This window comes from Streptomyces sp. NRRL S-495 (assembly GCF_000966955.1).
In the GTDB taxonomy this organism is placed as follows: domain Bacteria; phylum Actinomycetota; class Actinomycetes; order Streptomycetales; family Streptomycetaceae; genus Kitasatospora; species Kitasatospora purpeofusca.
Map to the genome: position 1 here is coordinate 1 of NZ_JZWY01001264.1, position 370 is coordinate 370.

Below are 370 nucleotides of genomic sequence, written 5' to 3' on the forward strand. Positions count from 1 at the left end.
GGTCGCCGGGGTCATCAAGACGGTGCTCGCACTGCGGAACGGCGTGCTCCCCGCCACCCTGCACGCACAGGAGGCGTCCAGCCGGGTGGACTGGTCGGCCGGCGCGGTCCGGCTGCTCGCCGAGGCCCGCCCCTGGGACACTCCGGACGGGGACCGGCCGCGCCGGGCCGGCGTCTCCGCGTTCGGCATGAGCGGCACCAACGCCCACGCCGTTCTGGAGGAGGCAGCCGCCCCCGACGAGGCCCCGCTGCCCGAAGGCACCTACGGCGAACCGTCCGAGGACACCGGGGCCACCGTCCCGTGGCTGCTCTCCGCCACGACCCCTGCGGCCCTGCGCCGCCAGGCGCGCCGACTGGGCGAGCACCTGCGG

1 protein-coding gene is annotated in these 370 nt (G+C 77.3%); it reads left to right on the forward strand.

Going from position 1 to position 370, the window contains the following annotated elements:
* Positions 1-370 (forward strand): ketoacyl-synthetase C-terminal extension domain-containing protein (locus tag VR45_RS41035; protein WP_045945078.1); only part of this gene is annotated, 370 nt, incomplete at both ends.